This is a genomic window from Ruminococcus sp. AM43-6 (genome assembly GCF_003461785.1).
In the GTDB taxonomy this organism is placed as follows: domain Bacteria; phylum Bacillota; class Clostridia; order Oscillospirales; family Ruminococcaceae; genus Hominimerdicola; species Hominimerdicola aceti.
Map to the genome: position 1 here is coordinate 1 of NZ_QTXU01000014.1, position 23,326 is coordinate 23,326.

The following is a 23,326-nucleotide window of genomic DNA, read 5'->3' on the forward strand; positions in this document are numbered from 1 at the left end:
CCATGCCGAACACAGTAGTTAAGCTCTTCTTCGCCGAAAATACTTGGATGGTAACGTCCTGGTAAGATAGGGTGCTGCCGACACCTTACTAAACAGAGAAGATAGTATTCTTCTCTGTTTAGTCATATTCCTCCTTAGCTCAGTCGGTAGAGCATTCGGCTGTTAACCGAAGGGTCGTTGGTTCGAGTCCAACAGGGGGAGCCAGAGAGCTGTAGCTTTTGCTATGGCTCTTTTTTTGTATATATGATTTAGTATTGCAGTTTGTAAATGTAATGTATGGAAACAGTGCTTTCGTATGCTTACGTTAATGTAAGCATACGAAAGCACTGTTTGTCTAAAAAAACACAGCACCCGTTATGAGTGCTGCGATGAGGGAGCTGTTCGATAAATGGGAAACTATTTATGGATTGTCTTTGATTTCAATTTCTACTGAATAATCAACATCTTTTGAGTTGAGGTCTGTAAGTAGAATAGTATTATTATCAAAAGGAACTATTTCAATGTTGCTTTTTCTTTTGCATTTATCAATAAGTAAAAATTTCTTTCCATTTTGGTCTGTACAAACAGCATATAACAGCTTAGGCACTTTGAGTACATAAACTAAATTCGTAATATACGGCTGTACCCATTCTTCATTTCTTTCAAAAATTCTGATACGTAATTCTTTTGATTTATCACTGATGCGTTGTTCAAAATTCTGCTGCATATATATTTTTTTGAATTTTTTGTTGTTATAATAATCCATAATCAATACATATGGCAGGAGCCACAAACCATAATCAAAGAAGCCCAGAAAAGCTAACCATTTAACAGGAGAGAAGAGAAATGCAACAGCAAGAATAAACCCACCGAAAAATGGAAATCCAGATATGTGTTTTTTGCTTTTTTTGCTTTGATATAATGCGGCATATGTAACAGTTATCAAAAATACTCCGATTATTCCAAGCGTTATAGTCATGAGCCATTCTTGCATAACAGTTTTTCCTTTCTGAAAAATTCAAATAATAGTGCTGCGATAAGTGATCTGCTCGACAAATGGGAAGTAATAGTTGAGATAAATCTGATTAATATATATTGAAAACTGCTTTTAAATAGGCAGATATTCCGCCTGAAACAATGATACAAATTAAAGCAAGAGCTATATAAAAAGCGATTATTACATACAAGTTTCGTTTCCCTTTAGTGATTGTTTTCCGAAAAATATAAATATATGATGGTAAGGATAATGCCAACCATATCAACAACTCAATGCAGCCAAATAATATTGAAACATCTTTTTCAGAACCTAAATTATAACTATATCCTTTTGAATGACCTGTTATATCAAGAAAAATCCAGCCAAAGCATATTGGAAACGAAAATGCAATAATGCTTGTCCAAAGGAAATTAAGGCAATATATTATTCTATTTTTCATTCCTGTACTCCTTATCAACTGCTGATTTGTCGGGCAGTTTATCCCGACCAATTTCCAAAACCATTATACCACAGCTGATCAATGATTCGTCCTTTGTTTGTATTATTTCTTTGCAAGATCTTTAATAACTTCTCCTGCCACGATAAGTCCCACCACTGACGGAACAAATGCTGTTGAACCTGGAATATCACGGCGCACTGTGCATTTTCTTGCCGTACCAGGAGGACAAATGCAGTCCTGACGGCATGAAATAGCCATATCTTCTATCGGTCTGATAGGCTGTTCCTCTGAGTAAACAACTTTAAGCGACTTTATACCAGCCTTTTTAAGCTCTCGTCGCATGACTTTCGCAAGAGGGCAGACCTTTGTCTGATAAATGTCCGCCACACGGAATGCTGTAGGGTCAAGCTTGTTGCCTGCACCCATTGAGGATATAACAGGTACTCCTGCGACGTCTGCTCGCTTTATTATCTCCAGCTTGCCTGTAACAGTGTCAATGGCGTCGATAATGTAATCATACTGAGTAAAATCAAACTGATCCGCTGTGTCAGGCATATAAAAACACTTGTATGTGTTTACCTTTATGTCAGGGCAGATGTCGTGAACACGCTCTTCCGCCACGTCTACCTTGTATTTTCCTACTGTTTTTCTTGTGGCAATTATCTGACGATTGATGTTGGTCAGACACACTTTGTCATCATCTATAAGGTCAAGCTCGCCTACACCGCTTCGTGCAAGGGCTTCAACTGCATATCCGCCTACACCGCCTATGCCGAAAATCGCAACCCTGCTGTTGCTGAGCTTTTCCATTGCTTCTTTGCCGAATAAAAGCTCGGTTCTTGAAAACTGATTTAGCATATAAACACTCCTGAATACTGTTTTATTCTTCTATAATATCATATCTATGCCCTTTTTTCAAGTGCATTTTTGCCTGCTTTTATTAATTTTCTGATTGATCCTATATGTATTATATAATATCTTTGTTACAGTTTTCGACCGCATTTTCGTTGCGTTTTTATCGAAAATGTGCTATAATATTATATGTGATAATACGCAAAAAGTAATAAAAAGGATTGGTAAAAACATGGACATTAACAAGACCCTTGCGGAAGAATTTAAGCTCAGACAGGAGCAGATAGACAACACTGTTGCACTCCTTGATGACGATAAAACTATACCGTTTATTGCACGATATAGAAAGGAGCTTACAGGCTCGTTGGACGATCAGGTGCTTAGAGAGATCGCTGACAGGCTCACTTACCTGAGAAATCTCGAAAAACGTAAAGGCGAGATAATCTCTTCTATCACTGAGCAGGAGAAAATGACAGACGAGATAATGTCTGCTATTGAAAATGCAAAGACCCTTGTGGAGGTGGAGGATATCTATAGACCTTTCAAGCCGAAGCGTAAAACGAGGGCTTCGGTGGCAAGAGAAAAGGGGCTTGAACCACTGGCTGAACTTATCCTGACCCAGGATAAGAAATGCGACCCGCAGGTCGAGGGGTCAAAATTTATCAACGAGGAAAAGGGCGTAAAGTCTGCGGACGAAGCTTTGCAGGGTGCAATGGACATAATCGCGGAGGATATCTCTGACGACGCTGACCTGAGAAAATACATAAGAACGCTGTTTTCACAGATAGGTGTGATAAGCTCAAAAGCGTCTGACGAGAATACCGAGTCAGTGTACGAGAACTATTACGACTATGCCGAGGCTGTGGGAAAGATAGCAGGTCACAGAGTTTTGGCTTTGGATAGAGGCGAAAAAGAGGGCATTCTAAAAGTATCAGTGAATGTCCCAGAGGGCGCTGGGGAGAGAGCCTGCGTGTCAAGATATGTGAAAAACAAGTCAGAGTGCGGACAGCTTGTTACGGCTGCTTGTGAGGACGGCTATAAAAGACTTATTTATCCGTCCATAGAGCGTGAGATAAGGGCGGAGCTTTCGGCAAACGCTCAGGAGGGGGCAATAAAGGTGTTCTCCTCAAATCTCAGACAGCTTCTTATGCAGCCGCCTGTTAAAGACACTGTTACCCTTGGTCTTGACCCGGGATATGCTCACGGTTGTAAGACCGCTGTAGTGGACGCTACAGGCAAGGTGCTTGACACTGCGATAATCTACATTACTCCGCCAAAGAAGGATACAGAGCGTGCTAAGCGTATTCTGACGGGCTTTATAAAGAAATATGGTGTTACGACCATCTCCATAGGAAACGGCACTGCTTCAAGAGAAACGGAGCAGTTCACAGCCGAGCTTATCAAAGAAATTCCGCAAAAAGTTTCTTACATGGTGGTGTCTGAGGCAGGCGCTTCCGTTTACTCCGCTTCCAAGCTTGCGGCTGAGGAGTTTCCTGAGTATGACGTTTCACTGCGTTCAGCAGTATCAATAGCACGCCGTTTGCAGGACCCTCTTGCAGAGCTTGTAAAGATAGACCCAAAGGCAATAGGTGTTGGACAGTATCAGCATGATATGCCAAAGGCGAGAATGGACGAGGCTTTAAAGGGCGTTGTTGAGGACTGCGTAAACTCAGTAGGCGTTGACCTTAATACGGCTTCATACTCATTGTTGTCATACATATCGGGCATAAATATGACAGTTGCAAAGAATATTGTTTCCTATCGTGAGGAAAACGGAGCTTTCACCGAAAGAAAGCAGCTTATGAAAGTTCCGAAACTTGGCGCAAAGGCTTTTGAGCAGTGCGCAGGATTTTTGAGAGTGCGTGGCGGAAAAAATCCGCTGGATAACACCGCTGTTCACCCTGAGTCATACAAGGCAGCGCAGGCGCTTATTGACAGGTGCGGGCTGAGCCTTGCGGACATGGGCGACGTAAAGCAGATAGCTGAGAAAGTCAATGCAATGGGCATGAAAAAGCTTGCCACAGATATCGGCATTGGTGCTCCGACGTTAAAGGACATAGTAGGGGAGCTTGAAAAGCCGGGCCGTGACCCTCGTGACGAGTTGCCTCCACCGCTTATGAGAAGTGGCGACATCATGGAGCTTAAAGACTTGAAGCCGGGCATGGAGCTTATGGGTACAGTGAGAAACGTTATAGACTTCGGAGCGTTCGTTGATATTGGCGTTCATGAGGACGGACTTGTACATATTTCTCAGATGTGCGACAGATATATAAAGCACCCTCTTGAGGTCGTAAAGGTCGGGGAGGTAGTTAAGGTTTGGGTACTTAACGTTGACCTGAAGAAAAAGCGTATTTCGCTTACTATGAAAAAGCCTAAGGGGTAAGGGGCTTGGCATAGGATAGATAAGAACAAAAGGGCTGTGTGGACAGCCCTTTTGTTGTTTTACAAATATGTGATTGTAATTCGATATCGTATCACAATGCAAATTGAGTGCTTCGTATTTTATGCCTATGCGTAAGTTGCAACCGATATATTCGTTAGCTACCTTGATATCGCTGTCCTCGCATTTTACACCTATGCGTAAGTTGCAACAAGCTTGGCATATGATAAGTATAGGCGCACAATCTCGTATTTTACACCTATGCGTAAGTTGCAACGTGAAGCATTACTATAGAGAATATGACAGCTACCTCGTATTTTACACCTATGCGTAAGTTGCAACCGTTAAAATTGAGAGGGGAGTGGTTAAGTGAAACTCGTATTTTACACCTATGCGTAAGTTGCAACGCGAGAAAAACACAGTATTTATTTCGGAACTGCCTCGTATTTTACACCTATGCGTAAGTTGCAACTGCAAAATTGCACAAAAGTGTAACCCTGTTGCACGGATTATTATGTGCACGTTAAAACCTTACCGAGAGTATTTACCGTATTTTGTTAAATACTTATGTACACTTTCTCGATTTTAGGACGCCGAGTCGCCCTGAAATTGTGCGAAACCCTTACTTATTTTTCATTCACTTGGGCTTCGCTCTTTTGCTTTTTTCGTTCTTTTTTAATTGTTTTATCAATATTTTTTATACCGATATTCTGACTTGCATTATAATCGGCATTACTTTCAAAATCGCATTTAAGACATCTAAATTTCGCTTGATTTGGTCTGTTATCCTTGTGGATATATCCGCATTTGCTGCATCTCTGACTTGTATATTCAGGGGCGATATAGACGACCTTTATCCCTGCCTCATTTGCCTTGCTTTCTATCTTTGTCTGGAGGTCATAATAAGTCCAGTCTTTTAGAAAACGATCAGATTTAGATGTAATACCCGTCAGCTTTTCCATTTGGATAGTTCCGCAGCCCTTTTTTACAGCATATTCTATCAAAGCTCTGCTGTATTTGTGGTTTGTTGTATCACGAAATCTTGCTATCTTGTCGCCTATATTTAGGGCAGGCTCAGTGCGTTTTTTTCTGCCGTGACCAATTCTTCCGTCACCGCAGTATTTTGTTTGCTCGAGCATTGAACGTCTGCGAGCTTCCACGCTTTTTCTGAATTTCTCAATTTCGCCACCCTTGATTTTGAATCGGTCACGATCACCGAAAACCGAAGCGACTAAAGGATAACTAACTCCTACATCAACACCAAGGATCTTTTCTTTGTCAAGTTCAGAAATGTTTTTATTGTCAAAACTATAAGACAGATTAAGCTTCCACCTATTTTTCTTTTGGTCGTATAAAAGTTTGCTGGCTACTATTGTGTATATCCCGTCAAAACAACGCTCAAGAATAGTTTTGGTAGAATTATCTTTCACCTGCATTTTAAAACGAAAACCGTCTTTAAAACCATACTTTGCAAATCCAGCTTTTTTTAATAAAGCGAGCCTAACATAAAATTGGTTGTTTTCATATATCAGCTTTATAGAGTCTTTGTGCAGATCAAGAGGTTGGTCTGATTTGTATGAAGGAACTGATCGTTTGCCTTTCCATACCTCTTTTTTATATGTATTAAAATTTTTACATACGTCCATTGTGGTAGTGGAAAGATTACTTGAATTTAAAGCGAGTTTTGTTCTTAATTCTTTGTTTGCTTGTCCATGCACACTTGAGTAGCCAAATATGTCTTTTGCTTTAGGATATATGCCACTCGCCTTAACATAATCGCTTGAAAAATTGTTCCATTCCCAAAGAAGCTGAACAGTTTTATTCTTTGCTTCTCGTGTCTGCTTTTGCAATTCCCACAGTATTTTATTGACTTCTTTATAATCTATCCGGTTGCCTGCTTTGTCAAATTGCTCACTAATTAGATGGATTTTTACGACTTTGACCAGTAATGTCACCCCATTTCACACGATCAATATACTTTACTCTATTATTGTAACACATAAGTATATTTTTGTAAATTGGCAAAAGGGACAAATATGAGGTGTGGTTTTTGGAACAAAGTTTCTCGATTTTGGCACAACATGACAATTTTTGACGCTAGGTGCTTATTGCTGGTTTTATGGCTTGACCTTACGGTATAATTATGGTAATATAAAATCGTACACAGACTATGTTATAAAAGGATGTGAAAAAATGCGGATCGCAGTTTGTGATGATAATGCTGTTTTTCTTCAGTTTTTTAAATCTATGCTGGCAAATGAGCTTGAATCAAGGTCGGTCAAGGCTGATATAGAAACGTTTACCAAAGCTGAGAGCTTTTTTTACTGCCATGGTAAAAAGCCTTTTTCGGCTATATTTCTTGACCTTGATATGCCTGAAATGACCGGTTTTGAAGTCGCGCGGCAGCTAGGTCAGAATGGTAATTGCTTCGTGATCTTTGTGACAAGTCATCAGGAGCTGGTTTATGACAGCTTTAATTTCAGACCGCTGAATTTTATATGCAAAGATCCTGACGCTGATGTTATGAAGGATAGGCTCCATATGGTAGCAGGACAGCTGACGGACGCATTGAAGCAGGAAAAGACAGTGGTTTTGGAGAATAGGGAGCAGGGAAGGATCTCTGTAAAGCTTCGGGATGTAACTTATATAGAGAGCAATAGCCACAGCATCATATATCATTTTGCAAATAATAAGGATACTATTGCAGTCAGAGATAGCATTGGAGAGATAGAAGAAGCTTATCGTAAATTTGATTTTATACGGGTGCATAAAAAATATATCGTCAATCTGAAATATGTTTTTAACATAAGCCGTTCAAATGAAACCGTGATCTTCAAAAGCGGTTCAGAGCTTCCCATGAGCCGAGGATATAAGAATGCAGTTGACGACGCTTTGACTGAATATCTGAGGAGAAAGTGATGACTATTATATTGTGGACGATATTTGAGATCTTGATAAACTTTTATCAGGGCGGTCTGGAAACATGGTTTATATATAGATTTCTTACGCCAAGATCTCATGAAAGGGCTAAGATATGGGCTGTTATATTTGCCGTTTGTGAAGGCTGTCTGGTCACTGCTTTTAATTATTTCACTGTATTTGAGGGCTTTGGAAGTGCTTTGTACTGGGCAAGTCTGCTTGTTTTTGCGTTTTGCTTTTTTAGTGACAATGCTGTAAAGAAATTTCTTTCCATATCCCTCTCTCAGGTTGCGATCTTGTTGATAACGTCATTGGAACTAAATGTTGTATCGTCATTTTTTAAAATATCCCTCAGGAAGCTTGTGATTGAACAAAGCTTGCTTAGATTTGTTACGCTTATAATGATCCAGATCTCTATATTCATTGTATTTAGATTAATACTAATGGTATTTAAACACACAGATGATTATACGGCTTCAGATTGGGTTACGATAATTGCAGTGCTTATTATTTCGTTTTCTCTCGTTATGGTAATACATGAACTGTCCCTTTCGGCAGACGATGGCCATAGGCTGTATATAAATCTGTCATATATGCTTGTTTTTGTTCTTAATATACTTATATTCTGGATAATAAATTCTTTGATAAAAAAGAATCGGAAGCTCAAGGAAATGGAGATAGTCAAACTAAGAGAGCAGTATCTTGAGCAGTTTATCGGAAACGCCGAGTCGCAATATGACGCCATGAGAAAACTAAGGCATGATATAAAAGACAAATATGAAACGGTCAATGAACTGTTGAAAGTCCAAAAAATAGATGAAACGAGAAAATTTATCTCAGAAAGCTTTGACCTTATCGAGAAGTCGGAGTCCTATGTTAAAACGAAAAATAATATTGTAAATGCTATCGTTAACGCAAAGCTTACGATGGCTTCTTCCTTGGGGATAAAAATATCGTGTATAACAGTTTCGGATTTTGAGGGAATAAAGGGAACTGACCTTTGCGACCTGTTGAGCAACACGTTGGAGAATGCTATAACGGCATGCAAGGAAATAGCCGACGACGCAAATAAATTTCTGTATCTGAAGATCGACCGAGAAACGGATACATATACGTTTTTGATAAAAAATTCAATAGATCATTCTGTTATGGATAGTAATCCAAGGCTTACGACCACAAAGGCTGATAAAAAACAGCATGGTCTGGGGACCTCCATAATCAGAGAGATAGCAAGAAAATATAATGGCAGATGCGATTTCTATGAGTCGGAGGGAATGTTTTGCTGTCAGGTAACATTGATGGCAGATACAACGGTCCTGAACTGATTGTTCGGGGCCGTTGCTGCATTTCGTGACAAAAACCTGCAACTCATTCCAAAAAGCTTGACATATTGCTTTTATTCTAGTAAAATTCAAATTAGGGTAAGACAAAAGCGAGGCGGTAGTTTATGGATCTTGTTGTATCGGGTATACTTAATTTTTTGACCGAGCAGGAAGCTATCGGCAAAGCAGATGAGGTACAGGATTTTTATCGGTATGGCATAGAAATAACTATCTCATCAATGTTAAACATTGTGCTTGTATTGCTTATGGGAGCATTGACAGGGCATTTGCTGGAAAGCGTAATATATTTGGCAGTGTTTATTGCTGTCAGGGTTATTACCGGAGGGTATCATGCAGATACATATTTCAGATGCAATCTGCTGATGTGTTCAACATTTATTGCTACAGCTTTTCTTAATGACAAGGTATGCGGATATATAAATATATGGGTGATAGTTGCCTTGGTTGTGTTTGAAGAGATAATAGCTTTTGTATTCTGCCCTGTGGAGAACAAAAATAAGCCTATAGAAAAAGAAAAAAAGCCAAAGTTCAAAGCGATGGGAATGATAGTTTTTCTGTTGCTTGATCTGTTTGGCGGGGCGATCATCAATAGATATCAGACGGTTGGATCTATGATCCTGTTAACAAATCTATTAATTGCAGTTTTAATAATATCAGCGAAGATCAAAGAAAAGAGGTGTGATAAGAATGAGATCATTTAAGAAATTGCTTGCCAGCCTTATTGCCAGAGCAACTAAGAGAATGGGTATAGCTGCCTGCGGATGTGCATCAATGTATGGTGGCTATCAAGCTAAAGAGCCAAAAAACATTTACAAGAATTAAGCGTAAAGCTACAAGAATTACGATAAGCATTACAAAGTCTTTATCATTTCCCCTTTAAATCTTGTGATACTTGTAAATGAGGTAACATTAGCAGGAAAATAACTTCCTGCTGGTGTTACCATTTTTTTATTTGTAGTGAGTTCAAGCTTTTGACAGTGAGTAAATTTGCTTTTAGGCGCAAAAAATTCCGCCCTACAAAAGGATGCGCTGTACTATTCGGTTTTCAAAGAACGGGCGGAGGCTATAGAGAAAGCCCCCTCACTTTCCATGCCGAAAAGTTGAGGGGGCTAAAACCAAGTTTTTTAATTTCCTAAAAGATTTTTGAGCTTTGCTCTGATTTTTGTCGAAGGCATAAAGAAAGAGTGTCGGAGATTGCCGTCCCCGTTCGGCTGGGGATACATGGTCAGAATGTGGGTGTCGCTTGCCGCCTTTCGGAAAGGGACTTGCTGCCAAGCCCGCTCTCAGGAAAATAGGCGGTGGCGGAATGATCCGTCACCGCCTATTGTGTTTAGGCTATTTCGATTTCGGAAACGTCGGCTTATTTAACCTCGGATTTCTTTCTCTTTTTGCCGCTTATGCCCAGCAGAGTCAGAACGCCGCACAGAGCAGCCAGCCAACCGATGTGGTTGCTGCTGTCACCGGTCTGAGGACACTTGGTGGAGTCGTCATTTCCTGGCTTATTGGTGTTATTATCACTGTTGCTTGTATTGTCGGTGTTGCCGCCGTCGGGGAGCTTGTCGATGACCGTATTTTCGCTGCGCTTGGCGCCGCAAACGGTGCATTCCTCGTGCTTGATGCCTGTGGCCTCCTTGGTAGCGGCCTTGTCGATCACCCACTGGAAGCTGTGTGCTGCCGTGTCGGCCTTGTCGCCGCACTCACACTCATGCCAGTGGTTGGTGCCGTCATACTTCCACTCTGTGCCGTAGCTGTTGGTATGAGTGCTGCCTGTTGCGGGGATCGGTGCGGTTTCAAGAACCTTCTTGCAGACGGTGCATTCCTTATGCTTAGCGCCGTCGGCGGTTTCGGTAGCTGCCGTGTCAACGATCCACTCGCTGGCGCTGTGAGCCTCAATATTGGCCTTATCGCCGCACTCGCACTCATGCCAGTGATCGGTGTCGTCATACTTCCACTCGGTGCCGTAGCTGTGGGTATGGCTTGGAGGCGCATCCTTATAGGTGGCCTCGAGCTTCACATCATTGCCGGGCATGGTGAAGGTGGTAGTCGCCTTGGTGGCGTCTGCCAGAGTGACATTGCCCTCCAGCACGACCCACTTGTCAAAGACCTTGCCTGCCTCCGGTGCGTCCGCCGTAACGGTCACAACGGTGTTCTGCGCGATCTTGTCCGTGATGAGTGTACCTGCGGCAACGGAGGCTGTGCCCTTGATGACCGTGACCGTGAACTCGGTCGCAGCGGAGTTCTTTGCGAACCTTGTCTCGCCGCAGTCGGCGCGCTGGCAGGTGTAGAGAATTCCTTCGCTCTTGCCCTGTTTTGCGGGTTTGCCGCCGTCCCAGTCGTGGCTGAGCTTATTAATGACATGACCGTAGCGGATAATCTGTCCGCAGCCGGCTGTGCACTGCTGGTCGCCGCTATAGCCTGAGGTGGTGCATCCTGGCTTAACCTCATTGATCAGCTTGTAGTTATCGGCAATTTCGTGGAGGGACGGGGTTGAGACGCCCTTCTGCGCGATCCTGTCGCACGATGTGCAGTACTGGTTGCCGGAATAGCCCCTCTCTGTACAGGTCGCCGTTCTTACATCCCGCAGTTCAAGGGGACCGCTATGCCTGAAGTCGCCGCTCTCGCCCTTTACGGTGCCGCCGCAAGCCGTGCAGCGGTAGTCGCCCTCATAGGCGCGGTGTCGGCAGTCGCCCGATTTGGCGTTATAGCGTTTGCCGCCATGGCTCGCGTCTGTGGTTGCCGAGTTGGCCGTGCCGTAGTAGTACAGCGGCTGCAGTGGACCGGTATGACCGGCGTTTGCAGGTGGGTAGATATCCGAACCGGCACTGATGACATGGCCGCAGTCTGCGCAGGCGGTGTCGCCGGTGTAGCCCTTACGGTCGCAGACCTGCTCCTTCGCATTGAGCACCGTGGTGCCGCCGCTGTGGTCACAGCCTGCATAGACAGGCTCAAAGAAGAAACTGCCGCCGCCGGGGGCACCCATGGCGCTGAACTCTGGGATCGTGCAGCCCCACTCAAGGGCGGAGCCGTTGGTCACCAGCTTGAACAGGGTCTTTGCCTCATTGGTATTCCAATTTCTAGTAACAGGTATGATGTCATACTCATTGTATTCGCGGCGATACTCCACCTTCCAGCCGATGGCTTTCTGACCGGTTCTCTCCTCGGGATAAAGCCTGATCTTGTCGCCTGGCTTGACGATCATACGGGTTGCCCGGCCGTTTTTCACCGTCACAAGGGCGGTGTCCTTTGTCCAATCGCCGTCAATTTCTTTCGTCTCTTTGTATTCGCAGACGCTGCATTCAGCTTCCATGCCGCCTTTATCGCCCTCGGTATCAGGGTTTTTGACCACATTCCAGCGGCCCCAACTATGGGGAACCATGATGAACTCCTCGCAGCCGGGAACCTTGCACTTTTCTGGGTGGGCATAGCCGGATTCAAGGATGAGCTGCTCCACCGTCTTGGTCGAGCCGCCGATGTTGAAGGTATACTCATAGATACTGCTGAAGCCGGTGCAGTCCCAGTTCCAGCCGTAATCATGGACATGGCTCTTCACTGGAACGGTATAGTCGCAGACGGAACATCTGAGCACATCGACTCTGCCGCCGCCCACTGCGTCATAGCTAATGTCAAGCACAAAGGTATGCGGGAAGATGCGCTCCTTGGAGCCGGTGGTCATATAATGCGGTTCGTAATAGCCTGCTTCAAACAGGCACGGGAGCTTATGGCCGTCGCATTTCGGGTCGCCGCCCACGACACCGTCATGGGTAACCCCATGCTTATCGACCCAAGTGACATTGTATTTCGGCGTTCTCTCGCTGTCTTCTGTGAAGCACTTATAAGTACACCCACTCTTAAATCAGGCAATAGACCATATTCGATGAATATAAAATAACGCAACATGAGGCTATGTCTCCGAAACTATTAATGGAGGCATAGCTATTTTTTCTCTTGAAATAATCTCTCCGATGTGGTATAATGATAACTGATACATAAAGCATGACCAATTGTGAGGTGATTGCTATGAATATTGCTATCGTTGATGATGAACCTGTATTCTTAAAACAACTTCATAACAGATTAAGAGAAATGAAACTCCCCGACTGCGAAATACACGAATTTACAAGCGGGAGAGACTTATTGAGTTTCTATGTCAAGGGAATGTATGAAGTCATCATACTCGATGTTGAAATGCCCGATCTGACCGGATTGCAGACCGCTGAAAGAATCAGACAGATAGATGGTTCAGTTATTATTTCTTTCCTGACGAATTATGCCGAATTTGCCGTTAAGGGCTACGATGTGGGAGCGTTTCGCTATATATTGAAAAATCAGCCAGACTATGTATATACCAAACAGCTAAATTCTATCATTGCTGAGTGCCAGCAGCGATTTAGAACTTTCACTTTCAATAATAAAAATCTGTCATTCAAGTTCAGGCTGACAGATATTCTTTACTTTGAGGGACATAGAAGAAAGGTATCACTATTCACAGTTAATGGTGAATTGGAGTACGGCGGCGATTTTTCAACTGTGTGTGGCGAGTTGTTAAAGTACAATTTCGCTATTATAAACCGTGGAATACTTGTAAATCTTGACCATATACAGAATATTACCAAGTACGATATTATTCTAAGCAACGGCAGAAAAATCCCCATAGGCAAAACATATAAAGATGAGATAGTTGCTCGCTATCTTAACTATGCAACAGGGAGATGATCGAGTTGCCCGTATTGATTGAAAATATCATTGAGATTGTCAATGTAGCAATTGAAATGATGTTGGTATTCTTATACTTTTCCTTGTTGAGTAAGGCAAAAGTTAATAAAGCAGTTCTTTATCTGTCGTATCTTCTTTCTACTGTAATACTGTCAGCGACAGTTTTGTTGACAGATAATATTTTAGTGTATCTGATTACAACCATTATTCTTATTAGCTCCATGTCCTTTATTTGTTATGATGATTCAATCCGTCATAAAATATTTTGGAACATATTGTTTTTACTGATTATATCTATATCTGAACCTATTGTGATTGGATTACTTTGCATTGCTAATATGGGAACACCAGATGAATTCTTAGAGTCTGGTTTAGGACGTTATCTCGGAATGGTAGGCACAAATATAATTTATTTATGGCTTATAGGATTGATGCACCGCATAATAAACAAAAAAATTCGTGAACTGCCGATAAAATATTGGATATTGATAATAGTTATTCCAATCATAAGTATTTTTCTTTTACAAACAATGCTTGATGGATTTGTTGGCAGCAACACTTATAGTTATGTTTCTTTGGGCGTTTCTCTTGCAGGAATTATCTTTATAAACCTTGCTATGTTTAATTTCTTTGAAAGTTTTGAAGATAAGATAAAGTTAAAATACCTTGAAACAATAAAGCAACAGGAACAGGAAAACTATAAGCTGCTTACCCTGTCATACAAGCAAGTACGAGAGTTTAAACACGATATTGAAAATCAATTTTTAGTTCTGAATGATATGTTGGAAAACAATGATACTGATTCTGCTAAGGAATATCTTGTCAAGCTAAGCTCATTTGTAAGGCTTGCTAACAGACTCTGCTATACTGGTAATAATGCCGTCGATTCTATTGTGAACATCAAGGGTTCTCTTGCTCAGACATACGGTATAGAGTTTATTTGCAAGGTCAATATCATAACAAATATCAAGGCAGACGAATTGGAGTTGTGCCGTATCATCGGAAACGCTCTTGACAATGCAATAGAAGGTTGCCAGAGAGCTGGTGTATCACATAAGCATATTTGGATAAGCCTAATGGAAGAACGAGAGAAGCTATTTATTGTCATTACAAATACATCAGATAAGGTAGATACATCTGTTTTAACATCAACAAAGAAAGAACAAGGGCTTCACGGCATAGGGATAAACAGTATCAAATCCTCCGTTGATAGATTGGGTGGGTTAGTAAGTTTCGATTATGATGACGGAATTTTTAAGCTGAACATTATGGTTCGTAATTGTTTACAAATTTAACTATTTGCATTTCGGGACAAGAAGACGACATTTGGGGACACTTTGAGACCTTTTTTCTCAAAACCTATTGAAAAAATTTGCAACTTGTGTTATGATTTTTGCAGGAAGTGATTCAGAAATGATTTCAAAACTTGCAAAAAGCATAGCACACTTTTTTGTGGTTCAGAACATAACGGAAGAATCCAAAGAGGTGATCTACGCATATGGAATGGAGCTGCTGATCTCTGATGTGCTGAATACCATTATCGTCCTGCTGATTGCTCTGTTTTCCCATACGCTGCCTGCGGTTGTTGTATTCATAGCCGTATTTATGGGGTTGAGACAGTTTGTAGGTGGGTTTCACGCTAACAGTCATCTTAGTTGTATGTTCACGCTTGTCATGGTGATGATGGTTTTCTCTTACGGCATTTGCAATGTAAGCGGACATATTACGCCAATATTCAGCATCAGTTTCATAATGATAGCATTACCAATCATTCTATGTATTGCTCCCGTTCCGCATCCGAATAAACCGATGTCAGAGGAAAAGAGTGTCAAGCTAAGGAAAAGAAGCTGCATCTTAGCTGTTACCCTATCCGTTGTCACGATTGCACTGCTTGTATTCCAATATCAAAAACTAAGCCTTTATGTATCAAGCGGAATGCTGCTGTCAGCAATCATGGCACTGCTCGGTCACTTTTTGAATCGGGGTGATAACAGTAAACGATGATAAGGAAAGAGAAAAACGGAGTATTTTGGCGATTGTAATTCTTGCTCTTGTAAGGCTGGTGCTGTATATCTCAAATGGCAGCGTTTGCGGTATTACGTTTTATCAACCGAAAGAGCCTGACTTATCTGAACTGTTTGAAAGGAGGGATTTGTAATGAAAAAGCTGATGAGCATAGCAAAGAAGGCTTCTACGGCACTGGCGGCTCTTGCGCTGGTGGTAGCTACCACATCAGTTCCGAGTGCTTGCTTCCATTGGTTCGCACAACCTGTAGAGCCAGAAGAGCTGAGAAACTATGTAAACAAGAAATAATTGGCAACTGTGTGTTGCAGAAATGTGGTATGAAATGGTTAAGAATAAGATTTTGAAACGTATCGTGGCAGGTCTTAGCTGTATTGCGTTATCTACAACTATGCTTACGAGTTTACCTGCTTTTGCCGATGATTATGTTGACGAATATCAATATTACTCAACGTTAGATCCTAATGGTGAAGAGTACCAAGAATGGAAATCAAATCTGGCAAGTTCTGCTGTAAGTGTTCCCCAAAATAGAATGCTTAAAAGTATTCTCAAAAATAATACTTTAATAGCAAATGACTACATTGAGTTCAACACTGCAAGTAATGGTCACTATACTATTGGTACAATAGGAGGAAACCCTAACAGTTCAACTGATGATAATAAAAAGATGCTTTTCGGTCATCCGGGTGGAGGAACATCAAAAACAACAATTGTTGTTGGTGAAAGCATAAATGAGTTTACATCATCAAATGTAACTTATGATGCTGATGGTTCTAAAAGTGTTTCCAAAGCTTCTTATGATGGTGTTGATGTCACACAAGAACTATCTATTATTGAGAATTCGGCGACTGGACGAGATGATGTTGTTAAGATTAAGTATATCGTCAAAAATGATACAGAATACGCCAAACAAGTGGGCATAAGAATTATGATGGACACTATGCTCGGTGGTAATGATGCTGCGCCATTCAGAGTAAACGGATCTGATGTAACAACTGAAACCGTATATTCAGGTTCTAATATTCCGCAAATATGGCAAGCCTTTGATTCCGCAACTAATCCCGGTGTAGTAGCACAAGGTACATTCTACAAATCGGGAGACAGAAAACCTGATAAAGTACAATTTACTAATTGGGGAAATGTAACAAGTACGCTATGGGATTATGTGACTCAGCCAGGACGATCTAATGGAGATAGTGCAGTATCCATCACATGGAACAAAGATACTTTCACCAGTGGTGAAACACGAGAATTTGTTACCTATTATGGATTGAGTGAGTTAGAACAGAATTTAATTCCTCCGTTAGCATTAAGTGTATACGCTGATAATAAGGTTAGTATTTCCAATTTTAATTATGATGATATAAATGCAAATGTATATTTGGATAATATTGGAGATGGCGATGCGACAGATGTATCGATAAAAATCACTGCTGATAACCTTGAACCAAAGTATGGAACCTCACTTACACACAATTATTCGGTAATAAAGCCAAGTAAAAGCTATTCAATTCCTTTGAAATTTATAGTTCCAACAGATTCAAAACATAATTCTGATATAAATGCAAAATTGGATTTTGAATTATCATACAAAGTTGCCAAGACCGGTGATACAGAAGTAAAGCGAATAACCAAAAACATAACAATTCCTAAATTGAAAAGAGCCGTTGTAGTAGTACCGGGAATAATGGGAATAGATCTTGCAAAAACATCAAATGATGAAAGTGTATGGGGATCTTGGATTGAACAGCCAAGTAACTTTGATGATGTTAAAAAAATTCACAATGCGTTCCAGTCGCTCAAATGCGATTACTACGGTAATAGTAATATTGAATTATATCCTGTTAATAATTATGGATATGATGATACTTATAAAGGAATAATTGAATCACTAAATAATGATACTGATATTTCTGATAAGTATGATATCTTATTTTTCCCGTATGATTGGAGAATGGGAGCGCAAATAACGGCTAATAATCTTCATGATCTTATTAGTGATTATAATGAGGTAGTTTTTGTTGCACATAGTATGGGTGGTATTGTTACAGAAAAATACATTTCGGAATATGGTGCTGATAATATTTCTAAACAAATAACTGCCGGAACACCATTTTGGGGTGCGCCAACGATGCTTTGCGTTTTAAGCACTGGTGATTTATCATATATCATAGGAGGACTCGGGGTAGCAGAATCATTATTTACTTCATTTGAACTTCCAAGTGTTTTGGTGAATTTAGGCAGTTGTTATGATTTGTTGCCAAATAAAGATTATACAGATGACTGGCAGTGGATATATTCATATAAACGAACTTATGATCATTGGTATGATTATTTTATAGATAACGGCAATTTTACGTATTTTACATTTGACGAATTTGATGAGCTGATTTCTGATGATTATAATAATTATCTTTGGATAGATGGAAAATATAACCATAGCCGCATAAAAATATCCCAAAACAATACTAATAATCTGAAAAGAATAGCATTAGTAGGAAGTAATAGAAATACCATTTCAACTATTCAACATTGTCCTGGCGATAGAGGATTGCAATTCGTTCCAGAATATGGTATTGGCGATAGTGTAGTTCCAATTGAAAGTGCAACAATGAATTTTAATCACGATCTTTTGGATATAAAAATCTTTGATCAAGATCATATGGGGTTAATACAGAGTCAGGAATGCATAGATGAGATATTAAAAAACATAAAAGATACAAAATCATTTATGAAGCTGCCCATGAGAACAAAAATGGCAAATAACAATCTTACATCTAATGCCATAGAAGAAACCAAGACACTTTCAAATAAGCTTGCTATTTCAGGTTATTTTGATTTATTCTTTTCAAACGAAACCTGTTCATATTATTACACAAATTCAGAGGTTCATGAAGGGAATAATTTTAAATTTGACCCTTTAACATCAGTTGGCAATCCGATTTTACTGGCTCAATTTGCTGATGATAATTATGATTGTAAAATCAATTCACTTGCTGATCAAAACACTGATATTATGTGCAATATTGATGGAAACATCTATTTGTATACCAATATCTCTGTGAATAGTGGATCTGTATTATTCTTAAATTTATCAGATGGTTCATTTTTTATTAACATTGATCTTGATAATGATGGTGAAATAGATACAACTGTTACGCCAACTATCAATCCAGGGGTAATTCAAGATGATGAGAAATCACCTGAAATAACAGTAGAATCTTGCAATGCAGGTATTAGTAACTCAAATACTATAAATCCCAATATAGTTATAACTAACAACTCTGACAAGCCTTTAAAAATGAGTGATATAACTATAAATTATGTATTTAATGCAGACAATAAAGAAAACCTTGAATACCATTGCGACTGGCTTGCTGTAGATAATCAATACTTAGGTAATACTTCGGTTTGTGAATTTGTTAATGACGATTACGGAAATACATATGCAAAAATCAAATTTAATACCGATGTTGAACTTCAACCTAATAAACAGTTTGTAATCCATTTTAGACTAAATGCAGCAGATTGGTCTAATTGGGATACATCGAATGATTATTCAATGGGAACAGAACAGCTATTGCCAAATGATAAAATAATTGTTTTTTATAATGAACAGCTTATAAGCGGTGTCCAGCCTTGAAGTAGAGGTTGAAGCAATGAAAAAAACAATTATAATTATAATTATATCATTATTAGTTACGGCAGGCACTTTTGTTTTATCTAAGTATCACAACAGAGATAAAATGATGACTCAAATGAATAAAGATATACAAGATTATTATTATATAAGCTGTCCAAATGGAAATGAGCTTGACATCAAGCAAAAGAGCAGTAATGAATATCAATACTCTATTCTTAGTTATCCTTTTAGCACAACAGAATACACTAACAAATTTACATTCAGATTAAAAGTGAGTCTTGATCAGAAATTCATATTTGAAAAAATCGGCTTATTGACAGGCACAAGCGGAGTAAACGCAAATACAGACTTTCCTAATTGTCTTATTAAAGAAAATGATTCTTCTCAATATCAACGTTTTTTTCTCCCCACGCCAGAAGAAGATAATGATGTTTCAACAATCCTTGGCGAAGGCAAAATATATGTATCATTCAAGAATGCAATCAATTCATCAGATATATCATCTGTAATAGATGAATATAGTGAATACGGAACAGTGACATGGCTTTGGGTCGATACTTACAATGATTCTGATTCAACACTACCAACGATTCAAAATCCTCAAAATGACGAAAGAGGAGTGTATGGTATCCCGTTGTTCTATGCTGGCGAAAAGCTCATTTCACCATTAGATAAGTTTGTTAATATAATAAATGATAAACACGCTTATTTGGAAGACGAATTTGAAAACATAAGAAACGGTATTAATACAGGTAAAGATACTATTAAGCAATCTGATATTAATATTATAGGTATTGTTTTATTGTCCCAAAAAGATTTGAACCGTAGTGCCATAATAAACGAAATCGCCATAAAGGGAAATGTCTATGTAGTTAACTAAACTATAAATTTATTGTTATCTTGTTTTATTGCCAAATACTATATTTTTCGTTCCACACAAGTCTGAATAGGCATTGTGGGGCACACCACAACAGGCACAAACTCTATTGGAACTGAATAACCGCAAGCCCTCGGAAATGCTCTTGTAAGCGTTTCTGAGGGCTTTTTCTTTTCAGCGGTTAGAATTCCGCTCCGCAGGCTCGGATAGTGATGTGTGGCATTTCCGTTCGCCTGACGGTCAAGCTGAGGTCGGCTCGGTGATGCCGTGACGGAGTTCATACTCACGCACACGGCGGTAGAAAGTATTTGCTGACATATTCATTCTCCGCATAAAGTCCCTGCCCGTGATGTGCTTGGCTCTCCATTCCCCATAGAGCTGACCGAACCTCGTCCAGTCGGTGGGGATAGGCTTTCGCCCGGTGTACTTGCCCTGAGCCTTAGCGATCTCGATGCCCTCACGCTGTCGCTGTTTGAGCTGCTCACGCTCCAACTGTGAGAGTGCAGCGAACACGGTGAGCATAAATTTGCCCGCAGGAGTGTCGGTGTCAATTTTCTCCTTGTGGCTGATGAGCGTTACTCCCTTGTCTGTGAGGGTGTCGATGATGTTCAGCAAGTCCTTTGTGGAGCGTCCCAGACGGCTGATACTCTCGATGTAGAGGGTGTCACCCTCACGCACATAGTCAAGCATTGCCCTGAGCTGAGGGCGGTCGGTGTTCGCTCCTGACAGCTTCTCGGAGAAGATGCGGTCAACCTGATAACTGCACATGATCTCCTGCTGTCTCGCTGTTTCCTGATGCTCCGTAGAAACACGGATATAACCTATTTTGCTCATAGTTGTTGTTTCCTTTCTTTATTCAAGTGTATTTTTATTTCTATGTTTAGCCTGTGTCCTCTGACGGCTTTTCTCACGCTCACGCTTCATCTGCTGTTCGTTGATGTACTGGCGCACCTGTCGGGTGTACTTCTTCGCCGTTTCACGCTTGGTGAGGAATGCGGTATGCTCGACATTAAGCCTGTTCCACTTCGATTTCAGCTTGTTGGACTTCTCCAAAAGGTCAAGCATCGTCGGCGGTTTGCCGTCAACAGCATACTTCTTGATATGCTCCTTGATGTACTTGACCGTCTGCTCGTAGTCCTCGATAGTGGCGGCATTTTTCTTCTTGAAACGGCTCTGCGACCAGCCCGATTTGCCCTGATACTCCTTGTAAACAGGCTCCAGCTCGTCACGGTGCTTCATCTTTGCAATGAGCGTGTCGATAGCTGTAAACTTCTTTTTCAGATCGGCACGCTCAGTTGTGTGGTCATCGGAGTGAGGTGTATTGAAGAAGAATCCAGACAGCTCGCTGAATGACATAACGCCACCAGCTTCAAGGTCTGCGATGATTTCGTTTGCTCTGCCCATACCTCTGATAGCTTTCCACGGATCTTCTTTCTTTTCAGGTGCTTTACTCTCCGTAGGTGTGGGCTGTGGTGTCCGGGCAGACGGTTCAGGCTTCGGATTGATAGCAGTTGCGTTAAGCATATCAAGCTGTGCCTGCCGTCTTGCTCGTCGGGCTGCAAAGAACTTCTCCACCTGTTCCGCAGCAGCTTTTCTCTTTGCGGTTTCACTTGTTTCGGTGATAGTTTCAGGCTCGGCAGATTGTTTCGGCTTTGTCGGTGCGGTGACTGTCTGTGTCGGCTTCGGCTCGGTCTTTGGAACAACAGGCTTCGGCGCTTCGATAAGCATATCGGGAGTGACATTCGCCGCTGACAGCTTTTCCTGTATCTCCGCTATCTGCTCGGCTATGCGTTCGGGGGTGAAGTCTGCGCCCAGGGTGTCGGCTCTTGTAAACTTCTGTTGACCGTCACCTGATAAACGGAATTTCAGCTTGACCTTATTGCTTGGCTTGTAAACATATTCGATACTGCACTCCGAACATTTTTCAAGAAAATCCTTGAAGTCACGGCTGTAAAGCATGACCTCCGCAATCCTGACACGGAGCTTATCTTTCCACGACTTGCCCTCTTTCTGCATATTCCTCTCAAAGTGAGATACCCCATGTCCCTTTTCAGGCTCGGAGATAACAGATATACCGTGTTCAGCACATATCTCGTCCGAAATCTCACGCAACTCTGCCCACGCTCTTTCAGACTTTCTGCCTTGATTATGCTCGGTGGTAAAGCTCAGACCGTTATACAGATTTGTGTTGTTGAAAATGATGTGGCAATGCAGGTGCGACTTGTCATGATGAACAGCAATGACATACTGATAATCGCCTTTCAGATAACGGTCGCACAGCTCCTCTCCGATCTGCATAGCTTGTTCGGGCGTGACTTCACCGGGGGCAAAGCTCTGTATCATGTGGTAGGCAAGGATTTGGGTGCGTCCTGTTCCTGTGTTTCGGACGGCTCGGAAGTCCTCGCTTGCTCCTGCGCTATCGGCTCGGCAAGCATAAGAGTTGACATATAAACCGTCGATGGTCTTATCATCTCTTGTGATGTAAGCGATCGCTGCGCTGACTGTTGCCCTGATCGTATGGATAGAAGTGTATGCCAAATTTCGTTTACCCCTTTCTTTATCTCGGTAATATCCTCGGCATAGATGTGACCTGTGCTGTAAAGTCGGACAAGTATCTGGTTGATGTTTGCTCCGATGCGTTTCATCAGACGGTTACACTCGGCAATTTCGGAACGGTCGGGCGTGAGATCAACCCTCGCCCGAACACAATCACGGATATACTCGGTCTTGTTCTTGTAACCGTACTGCTCACACTTGGAAAGAATGTCCTGCATTTCCGATTCGGTGAAACGAACATTGAGGGTGTAGGACTTCTTCTCCTTCTTGCGTTTCAGGTACTTGCGTTCATCGTCGGTAAGCTGGCTCTCGTCCTTGTCGGCAAGGCACTTGTCAAGGTCGGCTCTGACCTCTTTGTCAAGTGCGTGATTGATTGCTCCCTCGTAGGTCATACCCTCAAACTCCATAGCCTTGTGTTTGGGCGGTCTTCCACGCTTCTTTTTCTCGGTTTTCATAGTGGTGTCTCCTTTGTTTGTATTTCGGCGTTAGCCGATTTTCTTGACCGCTGTGCGGTCGTTTCGGGGCTTGGGGTGTCCCTAACAAGCATTTGGTATTTTCGCTCGCTGTGCGGCGCAAAATACAATGCTTGTTATTTTTGTTGCGCTG

The 23,326-nt window shown here is 41.3% G+C and carries 18 protein-coding genes, 1 tRNA gene, 1 pseudogene and 1 CRISPR repeat array; of the genes and pseudogenes, 12 read left to right on the forward strand and 8 right to left on the reverse strand.

Features of this window, described 5'->3' with window-relative positions; all coding sequences use genetic code 11:
• Positions 1-128 precede the first annotated feature (128 nt).
• Positions 129-204 (forward strand) — tRNA-Asn (locus DW938_RS08650).
• Positions 205-400: 196 nt separating this feature from the next.
• Here the strand turns inward: DW938_RS08650 and DW938_RS08655 are convergent.
• The 3 genes from DW938_RS08655 to DW938_RS08665 form a co-directional block, all read right to left on the reverse strand.
• Positions 401-973: a hypothetical protein gene (locus DW938_RS08655; protein WP_118124513.1), complete on the reverse strand. Its 573-nt coding sequence runs from the start codon at positions 971-973 to the stop codon at positions 401-403.
• Between the two features lie 91 nt (positions 974-1,064).
• Positions 1,065-1,415, reverse strand: a complete 351-nt coding sequence (locus tag DW938_RS08660) for a hypothetical protein (protein ID WP_118124514.1) — start codon at positions 1,413-1,415, stop codon at positions 1,065-1,067.
• 102 nt (positions 1,416-1,517) lie between these two features.
• Positions 1,518-2,273, reverse strand: coding sequence for a tRNA threonylcarbamoyladenosine dehydratase (locus DW938_RS08665; protein WP_022287125.1), 756 nt, complete (start codon positions 2,271-2,273; stop codon positions 1,518-1,520).
• 226 nt (positions 2,274-2,499) lie between these two features.
• Here DW938_RS08665 and DW938_RS08670 point away from each other — a divergent pair, with 226 nt between their 5' ends.
• The gene (locus tag DW938_RS08670; RefSeq protein WP_118124515.1) at positions 2,500-4,650 is read left to right on the forward strand and encodes a Tex family protein; all 2,151 of its coding nucleotides are present in this window, start codon (positions 2,500-2,502) and stop codon (positions 4,648-4,650) included.
• A 111-nt stretch (positions 4,651-4,761) separates the two neighbouring features.
• Positions 4,762-5,119: direct repeats of the CRISPR family, unit length 32 nt; unit sequence CTCGTATTTTACACCTATGCGTAAGTTGCAAC.
• Between the two features lie 154 nt (positions 5,120-5,273).
• Here DW938_RS08670 and DW938_RS08675 read toward each other — a convergent pair.
• Positions 5,274-6,602, reverse strand: coding sequence for an RNA-guided endonuclease TnpB family protein (locus DW938_RS08675; RefSeq protein WP_242992465.1), 1,329 nt, complete (start codon positions 6,600-6,602; stop codon positions 5,274-5,276).
• 238 nt (positions 6,603-6,840) lie between these two features.
• Between DW938_RS08675 and DW938_RS08680 the strand changes: the two genes are divergently transcribed.
• From DW938_RS08680 to DW938_RS15260, 4 genes are all read left to right on the forward strand, one after another.
• Positions 6,841-7,566, forward strand: coding sequence for a LytTR family DNA-binding domain-containing protein (locus DW938_RS08680; protein ID WP_117927824.1), 726 nt, complete (start codon positions 6,841-6,843; stop codon positions 7,564-7,566).
• Complete coding sequence (locus tag DW938_RS08685) at positions 7,566-8,891, forward strand: sensor histidine kinase (RefSeq protein ID WP_118124516.1); 1,326 nt, start codon at positions 7,566-7,568, stop codon at positions 8,889-8,891. The genes DW938_RS08680 and DW938_RS08685 overlap by 1 nt, the downstream gene beginning before the upstream one ends.
• Positions 8,892-9,013: 122 nt before the next feature.
• Positions 9,014-9,610, forward strand: a complete 597-nt coding sequence (locus DW938_RS08690; protein WP_118124517.1) for an accessory gene regulator B family protein — start codon at positions 9,014-9,016, stop codon at positions 9,608-9,610.
• The gene (locus DW938_RS15260; protein WP_022287121.1) at positions 9,597-9,731 is read left to right on the forward strand and encodes a hypothetical protein; all 135 of its coding nucleotides are present in this window, start codon (positions 9,597-9,599) and stop codon (positions 9,729-9,731) included. Before DW938_RS08690 ends, DW938_RS15260 begins: the two co-directional genes overlap by 14 nt.
• 538 nt (positions 9,732-10,269) lie before the next feature.
• Here DW938_RS15260 and DW938_RS08695 read toward each other — a convergent pair.
• Positions 10,270-12,657 (reverse strand): LPXTG cell wall anchor domain-containing protein, encoded by a 2,388-nt coding sequence (locus tag DW938_RS08695; RefSeq protein ID WP_118124518.1) that lies wholly within the window; start codon positions 12,655-12,657, stop codon positions 10,270-10,272.
• 269 nt (positions 12,658-12,926) lie between these two features.
• Between DW938_RS08695 and DW938_RS08700 the strand changes: the two genes are divergently transcribed.
• From DW938_RS08700 to DW938_RS08730, 6 genes are all read left to right on the forward strand, one after another.
• On the forward strand, positions 12,927-13,622 hold the full coding sequence (locus tag DW938_RS08700; protein WP_015558963.1) for a LytTR family DNA-binding domain-containing protein: 696 nt from the start codon (positions 12,927-12,929) through the stop codon (positions 13,620-13,622).
• Between the two features lie 5 nt (positions 13,623-13,627).
• Positions 13,628-14,917, forward strand: coding sequence for a sensor histidine kinase (locus DW938_RS08705; protein WP_157864625.1), 1,290 nt, complete (start codon positions 13,628-13,630; stop codon positions 14,915-14,917).
• Positions 14,918-15,035: 118 nt separating this feature from the next.
• Positions 15,036-15,626, forward strand: coding sequence for an accessory gene regulator B family protein (locus tag DW938_RS08710; protein ID WP_022127259.1), 591 nt, complete (start codon positions 15,036-15,038; stop codon positions 15,624-15,626).
• Positions 15,627-15,779: 153 nt separating this feature from the next.
• Entirely contained in the window at positions 15,780-15,935 is a 156-nt protein-coding gene (locus DW938_RS08720) for a cyclic lactone autoinducer peptide (protein ID WP_022127260.1), read from the forward strand.
• Between the two features lie 34 nt (positions 15,936-15,969).
• Positions 15,970-19,287, forward strand: a complete 3,318-nt coding sequence (locus tag DW938_RS08725; protein WP_022127261.1) for a lecithin--cholesterol acyltransferase — start codon at positions 15,970-15,972, stop codon at positions 19,285-19,287.
• A gap of 16 nt (positions 19,288-19,303) precedes the next feature.
• Positions 19,304-20,167, forward strand: a complete 864-nt coding sequence (locus tag DW938_RS08730; RefSeq protein ID WP_022127262.1) for a hypothetical protein — start codon at positions 19,304-19,306, stop codon at positions 20,165-20,167.
• A 237-nt stretch (positions 20,168-20,404) separates the two neighbouring features.
• Here the strand turns inward: DW938_RS08730 and DW938_RS08735 are convergent, their stop codons facing one another.
• The 3 genes and pseudogenes from DW938_RS08735 to mobC all read right to left on the reverse strand — a co-directional run bounded on the left by DW938_RS08735 (position 20,405) and on the right by mobC (position 23,175).
• Positions 20,405-20,998 (reverse strand): recombinase family protein, encoded by a 594-nt coding sequence (locus tag DW938_RS08735; protein ID WP_015558960.1) that lies wholly within the window; start codon positions 20,996-20,998, stop codon positions 20,405-20,407.
• Between the two features lie 18 nt (positions 20,999-21,016).
• A pseudogene (locus DW938_RS08740) lies at positions 21,017-22,606 on the reverse strand (relaxase/mobilization nuclease domain-containing protein); the annotation flags it as partial.
• On the reverse strand, positions 22,504-23,175 hold the full coding sequence (mobC, locus tag DW938_RS15345) for a plasmid mobilization relaxosome protein MobC (RefSeq protein ID WP_015558958.1): 672 nt from the start codon (positions 23,173-23,175) through the stop codon (positions 22,504-22,506). The pseudogene DW938_RS08740 and the gene mobC, both read right to left, overlap by 103 nt.
• Between the last annotated feature and the right edge of the window lie 151 nt (positions 23,176-23,326).

Coding starts and splice junctions, on each gene's coding strand:
- DW938_RS08655 (WP_118124513.1), bottom strand. CDS start 973: ATGCAAGAATGGCTCATGACTATAACGCTTGGAATAATCGGAGTATTT.
- DW938_RS08660 (WP_118124514.1), bottom strand. CDS start 1,415: ATGAAAAATAGAATAATATATTGCCTTAATTTCCTTTGGACAAGCATT.
- DW938_RS08665 (WP_022287125.1), bottom strand. CDS start 2,273: ATGCTAAATCAGTTTTCAAGAACCGAGCTTTTATTCGGCAAAGAAGCA.
- DW938_RS08670 (WP_118124515.1), top strand. CDS start 2,500: ATGGACATTAACAAGACCCTTGCGGAAGAATTTAAGCTCAGACAGGAG.
- DW938_RS08680 (WP_117927824.1), top strand. CDS start 6,841: ATGCGGATCGCAGTTTGTGATGATAATGCTGTTTTTCTTCAGTTTTTT.
- DW938_RS08685 (WP_118124516.1), top strand. CDS start 7,566: ATGACTATTATATTGTGGACGATATTTGAGATCTTGATAAACTTTTAT.
- DW938_RS08690 (WP_118124517.1), top strand. CDS start 9,014: ATGGATCTTGTTGTATCGGGTATACTTAATTTTTTGACCGAGCAGGAA.
- DW938_RS15260 (WP_022287121.1), top strand. CDS start 9,597: ATGAGATCATTTAAGAAATTGCTTGCCAGCCTTATTGCCAGAGCAACT.
- DW938_RS08700 (WP_015558963.1), top strand. CDS start 12,927: ATGAATATTGCTATCGTTGATGATGAACCTGTATTCTTAAAACAACTT.
- DW938_RS08710 (WP_022127259.1), top strand. CDS start 15,036: ATGATTTCAAAACTTGCAAAAAGCATAGCACACTTTTTTGTGGTTCAG.
- DW938_RS08720 (WP_022127260.1), top strand. CDS start 15,780: ATGAAAAAGCTGATGAGCATAGCAAAGAAGGCTTCTACGGCACTGGCG.
- DW938_RS08725 (WP_022127261.1), top strand. CDS start 15,970: ATGGTTAAGAATAAGATTTTGAAACGTATCGTGGCAGGTCTTAGCTGT.
- DW938_RS08730 (WP_022127262.1), top strand. CDS start 19,304: ATGAAAAAAACAATTATAATTATAATTATATCATTATTAGTTACGGCA.
- DW938_RS08735 (WP_015558960.1), bottom strand. CDS start 20,998: ATGAGCAAAATAGGTTATATCCGTGTTTCTACGGAGCATCAGGAAACA.
- mobC (WP_015558958.1), bottom strand. CDS start 23,175: ATGAAAACCGAGAAAAAGAAGCGTGGAAGACCGCCCAAACACAAGGCT.